7 protein-coding genes are annotated in these 6,729 nt (G+C 39.4%); 4 read left to right on the plus strand and 3 right to left on the minus strand.

Translation table 11 applies throughout. From position 1 onward, the window contains the following. Positions 1 to 133 precede the first annotated feature (133 nt). On the plus strand, positions 134 to 577 hold the full coding sequence (locus tag ACRCJ0_RS08245; RefSeq protein WP_431390144.1) for a YaiI/YqxD family protein: 444 nt from the start codon (positions 134 to 136) through the stop codon (positions 575 to 577). A gap of 4 nt (positions 578 to 581) precedes the next feature. Here ACRCJ0_RS08245 and ACRCJ0_RS08250 read toward each other — a convergent pair whose 3' ends face one another. Continuing rightward, positions 582 to 857, minus strand: coding sequence for a DUF503 domain-containing protein (locus tag ACRCJ0_RS08250; protein WP_016896967.1), 276 nt, complete (start codon positions 855 to 857; stop codon positions 582 to 584). Positions 858 to 990: 133 nt separating this feature from the next. Between ACRCJ0_RS08250 and ACRCJ0_RS08255 the strand changes: the two genes are divergently transcribed. Further along, positions 991 to 1,950 carry a 2-hydroxyacid dehydrogenase gene (locus ACRCJ0_RS08255; protein WP_431390145.1) on the plus strand — a complete coding sequence of 320 codons (960 nt, stop codon included), beginning with the start codon at positions 991 to 993 and terminating at the stop codon, positions 1,948 to 1,950. An 80-nt stretch (positions 1,951 to 2,030) separates the two neighbouring features. On the opposite strand, the gene ACRCJ0_RS08260 is transcribed toward ACRCJ0_RS08255, so the two are convergent. After that, a complete protein-coding gene (locus ACRCJ0_RS08260; RefSeq protein ID WP_431390146.1) occupies positions 2,031 to 4,214 on the minus strand; it encodes an ABC transporter substrate-binding protein/permease in 2,184 nt (727 codons plus the stop codon). Positions 4,215 to 4,489: 275 nt separating this feature from the next. Between ACRCJ0_RS08260 and ybaK the strand changes: the two genes are divergently transcribed. Further along, positions 4,490 to 4,972: a Cys-tRNA(Pro) deacylase gene (gene ybaK, locus ACRCJ0_RS08265; protein WP_431386389.1), complete on the plus strand. Its 483-nt coding sequence runs from the start codon at positions 4,490 to 4,492 to the stop codon at positions 4,970 to 4,972. Between the two features lie 50 nt (positions 4,973 to 5,022). On the opposite strand, the gene ACRCJ0_RS08270 is transcribed toward ybaK, so the two are convergent. Then, on the minus strand, positions 5,023 to 5,415 hold the full coding sequence (locus ACRCJ0_RS08270; protein WP_069285530.1) for a YccF domain-containing protein: 393 nt from the start codon (positions 5,413 to 5,415) through the stop codon (positions 5,023 to 5,025). A 171-nt stretch (positions 5,416 to 5,586) separates the two neighbouring features. Here ACRCJ0_RS08270 and ACRCJ0_RS08275 point away from each other — a divergent pair, with 171 nt between their 5' ends. Beyond that, a complete protein-coding gene (locus ACRCJ0_RS08275) occupies positions 5,587 to 6,396 on the plus strand; it encodes an HAD family hydrolase (protein ID WP_419985680.1) in 810 nt (269 codons plus the stop codon). Positions 6,397 to 6,729 lie beyond the last annotated feature (333 nt).

The raw sequence follows: 6,729 nt of genomic DNA on the forward strand, positions 1-6,729 counted from the left end.
AGATCTTCTATTGTAAGCCATACTGCCACTTCCTTATTTACTGGTGATTTTACACCTTAATTGCGCATTATTTTGTATACACTATATTATACGTTTTATTTTCCCATTAGTTAATGATAGAAAGGATGTTTTGATGAAAATCTTTATCGACGGTGACGGTAGTCCCACTAAACAAGAAACTATTCAATTGGCGAAAAAATATGATTTACCAGTCGTTTTAGTAACCTCGATTGACCATTTTTCAAAAAAGCTAGTCGCTGACCACGTGGAAACAGTCTATGTGGAAAGAGGTGCTGACTCGGCCGATTTTAAAATCCTATCCATGATCAGTGCCGGGGATATTGTGGTCACCCAAGATTACGGCCTAGCGTCATTAGCTCTGGCAAAAGCGACGGTCATCCACCATTCTGGCATGATTTATACCGACATGAATATCGACCAACTGCTCCGCCAGCGGTATGAAAGTCAACAGATGCGAAAAGCCAAGATGCGGACGAAGGGGCCTAAACCCTTTACTGCAGAAGACCGTCATCATTTTATTCAAGCCCTAGACAAGATTATTCAAGACCGCCTCTAAAAAGCTATTCATACCAATCTTGTTGGATGACTTCAATTGGATAGTTGGCTTCACAAAAGTCAACAGCTTGATTGAGCATCTTCTCCGCAAAACCGTATGAATTTGACACAATACCAATGCCAAGAATAGCCTGGTTGATGACGTCTTGGTCTCCAGTTTCTGCAACTGAAACACCGTATTTGGCGGATACTTTTTTCATCATACTTTGTAGGATTCGGCGTTTGTCTTTCAGCGAATCGCTAGCAAATGTAAATGTAATTTCCAATCCTAGTAAAATCATGTCACACACCTACCCCTTTTCCCTAAATTTTCTCATACTATTTCCGGGTGTCAACTGTTTGAATTAAATGCCTTTATGCCTTATAGTGAAAGTAAGAATCGATTGTATAATTAAACGTTGAAAGGAAGATTCCATGAAGATTGCTTTACTAGAACCATTACGCGTACCAGAAGCCCGCATTAACGAATTGGCCCAACCGCTGATTGACGCGGGTCATGAATTTACCTATCACCCTGACAAAACGACTGATCCAAACGAACTTTATGAACGGTCTAAAGACGCTGATATTGTCATGATTGCCAATAATCCCTACCCGGCTGAAGTGATCGAGCGTTTAGAAAACACAAAATTTATCAACGTCGCCTTCACTGGTTTCGACCATGTTAACAGCAAAGCAAGTAAGGATAAAGGGATCGCCATCGCCAATGCATCTGGTTATGCAACAACAGCGGTTGCTGAATTGGCTTTAGGTTTGACTTTAGACCTATTCCGCGCCATCACAAAGGGTAACGACGACATCCGTAATGCCAACTTTCCAGGTCCCTTCCAAGGTCGTGAAATCAAAGGGAAAACGGTTGGTATCGTCGGTACTGGTCATATCGGACTTGAAACGGCCAATTTATTCAAAGCTTTTGGCGCTAATTTAATCGGATACAACCGGTCTGAAAAGCAGGAAGCCAAAGACTTAGGCGTAGAATTAGTTGAACTGGATGAATTATTACAAAGCGCAGATATTGTATCAGTTCATTTGCCTTTAAATGATGAAACAAGACACTTGTTAAATAAAGACAAATTAAGCTTGATGAAAGAATCTGCTGTGATCATTAACGTTGCCCGCGGGCCGATAATTGATGATTCAGCCTTAGCAGACTTATTGAATGAAGGCAAAATAGCCGGCGCTGGGATTGACGTCTTTGACGGTGAACCGCCATTGCCTGCTGACTACCCATTATTATCGGCTAAGAATGCTATTTTGACACCACATGTTGGTTTCTTATCTGACGAAGCCATGGAATTAAGAGCGCAGATTGCTTTTGAAAACACCAAGGCATTTATCGACGGTAAACCACAAAACATCGTTCAAGAAGCCTAGGTTCCATCAACTTAAATCAAAAAAATCCAGGTTACCCGGTTAAAGGTGCCTGGATTTTTCGTATGATCAACGTTTATTTATTAGCGTGTAGTTCTTGAACCTACATAACGTTTTTCAATATAGTTTGATAGTTTAGTTAGAATCGTAATGATAATGATGTACATCAAACCAACAATCAACCACATGCTACCTGATTGGTAAGTGCGGGCGATGATGATACGACCTGTTTGCGTCAATTCTACGATACCAATTACGGATAGGATTGACGTATCTTTCAAGGTAATAACGAACTGGTTAATGAATGACGGTACCATCACTTTTACTGCCTGTGGCAAGATGATGTGACGCATTGTTTGACCGTTTGTTAAACCTAAACTTCGAGCTGCTTCAGTTTGACCAGTATCGATAGCTTGGATACCACCACGAACGATTTCACCCATGTAGGCTGCTGCATTAAGTGAAAGGGTTAAGATACCCGCCAAGTTACTTGAAATGGTAATGTTAAACATTTGCGGAATACCGAAGTAGATGAAGAATGACATTACAATCAGTGGTAACCCACGCATGATGTCGATATATACTGTCGCAATTCCTGATAGCACAACGTTACCGCTTGTACGCATCAATCCTAAGAAAATACCTAATATTGTCGCAATTACTAATGATACGATAGCTAAGTAAACGGTTGTTCCTAAACCTGATAATAAGGCTGGGAAGTTGTTGGCTAATTGAGCTAAGAAGCCGTTAGAAGAACTTGTTTCGCCTTCTTCAGAATCACCCAAGTATTTACCAACGATTTCGTCATACTCGCCAGATTCTTGAATAGCCGCTAGTCCGTCATTGAACATTTGTAGTAATTCTTGGTTTTCACCAGCTAAAACAGCAAACCCATAAGATACTGGTTCTAATTGATCACCAATAATTTTAAGGTTCAAACCACCAGAGTTAATCGCGTAAGCCATTACTGGATAATCTTCTACCGCTGCCGCTGAGTTACCAGAAATAACATCTTGATACATATTAGAAGAGTCATCAAATGTCGTTACGGTAAAACCGTATTCGTCGGCCATTGATTGGGCGATTGTTGCCCCTTGCGTACCCGTTTTAACGGCAACATTTTGCCCATCTAAGTCTTCATATGATTCAATATCTGAATCCGCTAAAACAGCGAATGTTGTCCCTGAATCAAAATACGGTTCTGAGAAGTCAAATGTTTGTTTACGTTCTTCTGTAATTGACATACCAGCGATTACGGCATCTGCTTGTTGGGTTTCAACCGCTTGAACCGCCGCATCAAACCCTAATGATTTCAACTCGTAGTTGAAACCTTGGTTAGCTGCAATGGCATCCAATAATTCAACATCGATCCCAGTGAAGTCACCATTTTCGTCTACGAATTCAAATGGTGCAAAAGTTGTATCGGTTGCAATTGTGTAAGTTTCACCTGAACCAGCTGCTGGTGTTTCTGATGAAGAAGATGTTTCTTCTTGACTAGCACCGTATTCAGCTAAAATGTCATCATATTCACCTGAAGCCTTGATGTTTTCAAGACCGGCGTTGAACATGTCAAGTAATTCAGCATTTTGGCCACCTAATACTGCAAATCCATAAGGCGCTTCTTCAAAATTGTCACCAATGAATCGTAAGTTTAAACCACCTGATTCGATTGCGTAACCCATTACTGGATAATCTTCTACCGCTGCTGCTGAGTTACCAGAAATAACATCTTGGTACATGTTTGGCGAGTCATCGAAAGTATTCACTGTAAAACCGTATTGGTCCGCTAAGTCGGCTGCGATTGTTGCCCCTTGCGTACCTGTTTTAACAGCAACAGATTGACCTTCTAAATCTTCTAATGATTGGTATTCAGAATCGTCCAATACCGCAAAAGCAGTACCTGATTCATAATATGGTTCTGAGAAGTCAAAGGTTTGTTGACGTTCTTCAGTAATTGACATACCAGCGATTACCGCGTCTGCTTGACCTGTTTCAACAGCTTGAACCGCTGCATCGAAACCTAATGAACGTAATTCATAATCAAATCCTTGGTCTTCAGCGATTGCTGCTAAAATATCTACATCGATGCCAACAAATTCACCTGAGTCATCTACGAATTCAAAAGGTGCAAAAGTTGTATCAGTTGCAATAATATAAGTTTCGCCATTACCTGTTTCAGTTGCCTCAACTTTACCAGGTGCGATTGAAAATAATAGAGTAAGTAAACTTACAATAAATACGGAAAATGATAGCTTTATATGCTTCATCATGGCTTTCCCTCACTTCTTTCTTCATATGTTTTTAATGCTTTCACAAGATAGTTACAAGTATACCTTGAAATTATCAAAAAAGGAAAGGAAATATTACGCGAAATGTCATATTTTCTCACACACGCAGCTCAAACCTGTCTATTTACTCACACGTCTCATTTTGTTTTACCCAATCGCTTTTTTTCGCAAAAAAAAACATAGATGTGTAAAATAGGATTAAATCATAGAATTAAATCGAAGGATGAAAATATAAAAGAAAGTGATGTTGAATTATGGCAAAAGCTAAAAAAACCAATGTACTCCGTAAATTAGACCAACAAAAAATTCCCTATACAGAAATGACCCTTCCTGAAGATTTCACGCCCCATTCTAGTGAAGATGTTGCTGAAATCCTTGGCATTAATCCAGATCAACAATTCAAAACACTAGTCACACACGGAAAATCAAAAGACCACTATGTTTTCCTAGTCCCTGTTAACCATGAGTTAGACCTAAAATTAGCCGCTGCTGCCGTTGGCGAGAAGAATATTCATATGATTGCTCAGAAAGATCTTGAACCCTTAACTGGCTACATTCACGGTGGGTGTTCTCCAATTGGTATGAAGAAGGCCTTCCCAACCATTATTGATGCATCCGCTCAAAATTATGAGACCATTATTTTTTCAGCCGGAAAACGCGGTTTCCTAGTTGAAGCACCCGTAAATGATCTGGAAAAAGTGATTGCCCAATTAGATTTTGCCGACATTTTATTCTAAAAAAAACTAGCCAAGAGGTATCTGGCTAGTTTTTTCCTATAACTATTCTACTATCTTATATCCATGTAAAGTGTATTTGACGGTACGATTCGCGCACCAAATGGCACTAGGGATAGTAAGGCTAGTTTAAAATGTTGTTTGGCGAATGGGATACCGATAATGGTAATAGCTAAAATAACCCCCACAAATAGGTGCATGACTGCTAATTCTAGACCACCAAAGATTAACCATAGAATATTCCATAGCAAGCTCCCAAAGCCACTTTCCTCACGGACAACGTCTTTACCAAATGGCATTAATGATAATTTGGCCATTTTGAAACATTGTAGGCCTACGGGAATACCAACAATCGTTAGGCACCATAGACAGCCGATAAAGAACCAAGAGATGGCAGAAATAAGCCCACCAAAAATCATCCAAATTAAATTTCCTAAACAACCCATGGGCGTTCATCCTTTCATTTTCGTTTTCAATAGTTTATGGTTATAATATAACATAGATAAGTTTACTAGCCATCCGTCTTACGATGTAATCTTTAAGTTAAAAGTAATTGTAAGCGCTATATAACAGTCTAAAAAAGCTCGATAGTAAAAAATACCAATTGGAGGATTTACATGATAGATATTAAATTAATTGCCATTGATATGGACCACACCTTACTGAATGATAAGGGTCAGCTCCCTGAGAACTTTACTGACCAGGTACACGCCTTAAAGGAAAAAGGCATCCAGGTGGCCATCGCATCCGGACGACCACTTTATACATTGGTAGATATGTTCAGTCATATCGAAGACGATTTGATTTTCGTATCTGATAATGGTGCAGCCATTACCAAACAAGGAGAACAATTATTTAATTCAATCATCGATCCAGATGACTACCGCAAATTGATGGCCTTTACCCTTGAGCAAAATGAAGCAACTGGTATCCCTATCTTGTGTGCCCTAGACGCTGCCTACATTTCAAAAGCCCATGATCAATATGATCAAATCTACCGGACATTCTATACCAATATTTACTATTTCGACGACTTCGCATCAGTAGATGCTGTTGCCAACAAATTTACAGTGTACACACCAAATAACGATGCCGTTGACCAATATGCGGATATTTACGGTCCGGCTTTAAGCAAACAATTTTCTGCCACAACATCCGGAAAAGAGTGGATTGATATTATGAACAAAAATATCGATAAAGGCCAAGGCATGTACCAATTGAGCAACTTACTCAATATCACCACTGACCAAATGATGGCTTTTGGTGATAACTATAATGACATTGAAATGTTGGCTGCAGTGAAATATTCATATGCCATGGAAAATGCCCATGACGATGTTAAAGCACAAGCTAATTTTATCGCCCCATCTAATAACGATCTAGGTGTATCAAAAGTGATTCAAGACTTGTTAGACGGTAACTTATAAAAATAAAATAAAAACACAGAAAGCAGTTGAACCTCACTCGGTCAGCCATTTTCTGTGTTTTTTCCTCTATTTTGTTCTTCCTTATTCACCTGAAAACATCCACGAAATGACGTAAGAGCCTTTAAACACTTATAGTATATAGCGGAATCCAGCCCAAGTCCCCTGATAACCATTTTACGCATGAAAAAAGAACAATCCCCACTTAAGCTAGCCTTCCCTTCTATAGAAAGAACCGTAGTAAGCGGGTGATTGCCCTTTTTTAAATATTAATCAAACAAGCCTAATTGTTCACAGGCTTTATAAATGCCGTCATTCCAGACTTCAGAAGTGATA

The sequence above is a fragment of the Aerococcus sp. L_32 genome, assembly GCF_050689315.1.